The sequence below is a fragment of the Rhizobium sp. 2YAF20 genome, from assembly GCF_052114685.1.
GTDB lineage: Bacteria > Pseudomonadota > Alphaproteobacteria > Rhizobiales > Rhizobiaceae > Rhizobium.
Map to the genome: position 1 here is coordinate 1 of NZ_JBFRFF010000110.1, position 1,900 is coordinate 1,900.

At 59.7% G+C, this 1,900-nt stretch carries 2 protein-coding genes; both read left to right on the top strand.

Going from position 1 to position 1,900, the window contains the following annotated elements:
• Positions 1-136: 136 nt before the first annotated feature.
• A complete protein-coding gene (locus AB4Z52_RS36070) occupies positions 137-955 on the top strand; it encodes an ABC transporter ATP-binding protein (RefSeq protein ID WP_442222591.1) in 819 nt (272 codons plus the stop codon).
• 16 nt (positions 956-971) lie between these two features.
• On the top strand, positions 972-1,853 hold the full coding sequence (locus tag AB4Z52_RS36075; RefSeq protein WP_442222592.1) for an ABC transporter permease: 882 nt from the start codon (positions 972-974) through the stop codon (positions 1,851-1,853).
• Positions 1,854-1,900: the final 47 nt, after the last annotated feature.

Genomic DNA, 1,900 nt, shown 5'->3' on the forward strand with positions numbered 1-1,900 from the left:
GAATTCGTGAAGAACGTAAAGTAGTTCCTCCCCAAGTAGTTCCTCCCCGGTCCGCTTCCGGCTCAGGCCGGAGGCGGATTGTTTGTTCCAGGGCCATCGTGCACGCCCACCACAAAGCACGCAGCAGGTTATCATCATGCAACAAGACCAAAGCCGGGTTCCGGCGATCGAATTGATCAACGTCAGCCGCCGCTTCGTTTCTCCCACCGGCAAGTCGCTGACGGCTCTGCGCGATTTCAATATGTCTGTCGAACGCGGCGAGTTCGTTGCCGTCGTCGGCCCGACCGGTTGCGGCAAGTCGACCACGCTCAATCTGGTCACGGGTCTTGCCAAGCCCAGCGCCGGGGAAGTGCGCCTCATGGGCGGCCCTGTCAACGGCATCGACCCGCGCGTCGGCTTCGTGTTTCAGACGGATGCCCTGTTTCCGTGGCGCAACGTCATCGACAACGTGATGGCGGGCCCGGTGTTTCGCGGCAAGTCAAAGGCCGAGGCGGAAGAGATGGCAAAGGACTGGCTTGCCCGCGTCGGGCTGACACGTTTCCTTCACCATTATCCGCACCAGCTTTCCGGCGGCATGCGAAAGCGCGTCTCRCTGGCGCAGACCTTCATCAACGAGCCGGAAATTCTGTTGATGGACGAGCCTTTTTCGGCGCTCGACGTTCAGACCCGCACGGTGATGCATGAGGAGCTTCTGAAGCTCTGGGCCGAGCGCAAGGCATCCGTGGTCTTCGTCACCCACGACCTCGAGGAAGCTGTGGCACTTGCCGACAAGGTCTACGTGCTGACGGCAGGACCTGCGACAGTCAAATCGGTCTACCAGATAGACCTGCCGCGACCGCGCGTCGTCTCGGAAATCCGCTACGAGCAGAACTTCATCGATTATTGCAAGACCATCTGGGAGGATCTCCGCCAGGAGGTCGAGACCAGTTATCGCCGCGCAAGCGAAGCGGCGTAAGGGAGGAGATCAGATCATGGCACTTACGACCCTTGAGGCCGCAACGGCCCCCATCTTCCGTGCAGGAACGTCCGACGCCGAAATTGAAGCCGTCGCCTTGAAAATGATCAAGCGCCGCAAGCAATTGGTGCTGTTCTGGCAAATCGCCATCCTCGTCATCTCGCTCGGGCTGTGGGAGTTGACCTCCAATCTCAGCTGGATCGATCCATTCTTCTATTCGAGCCCGAGTGCGATTGCCGCGCGGCTCTACGAATGGGCAACCGAAGGAACGACCGAAGGCTCTCTTTGGTATAACCTTTGGGTGACGATGGAGGAGGCGCTGATCGGCTTCTTCGCCGGCTCCATCACCGGCGTACTGGTCGGCGTCGGGCTTGGCCGCAACCGCTTCCTTTCCGACATCTTTTCGGTCTACATCAAGGCCATCAACTCGATCCCGCGCGTGGTGTTGGCGCCGATCTTCATCATGATCATGGGCCTTGGCCTTGCCTCCAAGGTGGCTCTCGCCTTCATCATGGTGTTCTTCGTCGTTTTCGCCAATGCCTTCCAGGGCGTGCGTGAGGCCGATCGCAACATGATCGCCAATGCCCGCATCCTCGGCGCCTCTGACTGGCAGGTGACACGAGCCGTCATCATTCCCTCGGCGATGAGCTGGATCTTCGCCAGCCTGCACGTCTCGTTCGGTTTTGCCATCATCGGCGCCATCGTTGGAGAGTTCGTCGGCGCGCGTTTCGGCATCGGGCAGCTGATCTCGATCGCCAAGGGTACCTTCGACGCGGCCGGCATGTTTGCCGCGATCCTCCTCGTCATGTTGGTGACGCTTGTTGCCGAGTTCATCATGACGATGATCGAGAACCGGCTCGCCAAATGGCGTCCGCAACAGCACATGGATGCACAATAATTCGCTCCGGATCGACTACACTTCTACAGAGGCCGGCTCTCCCCCAC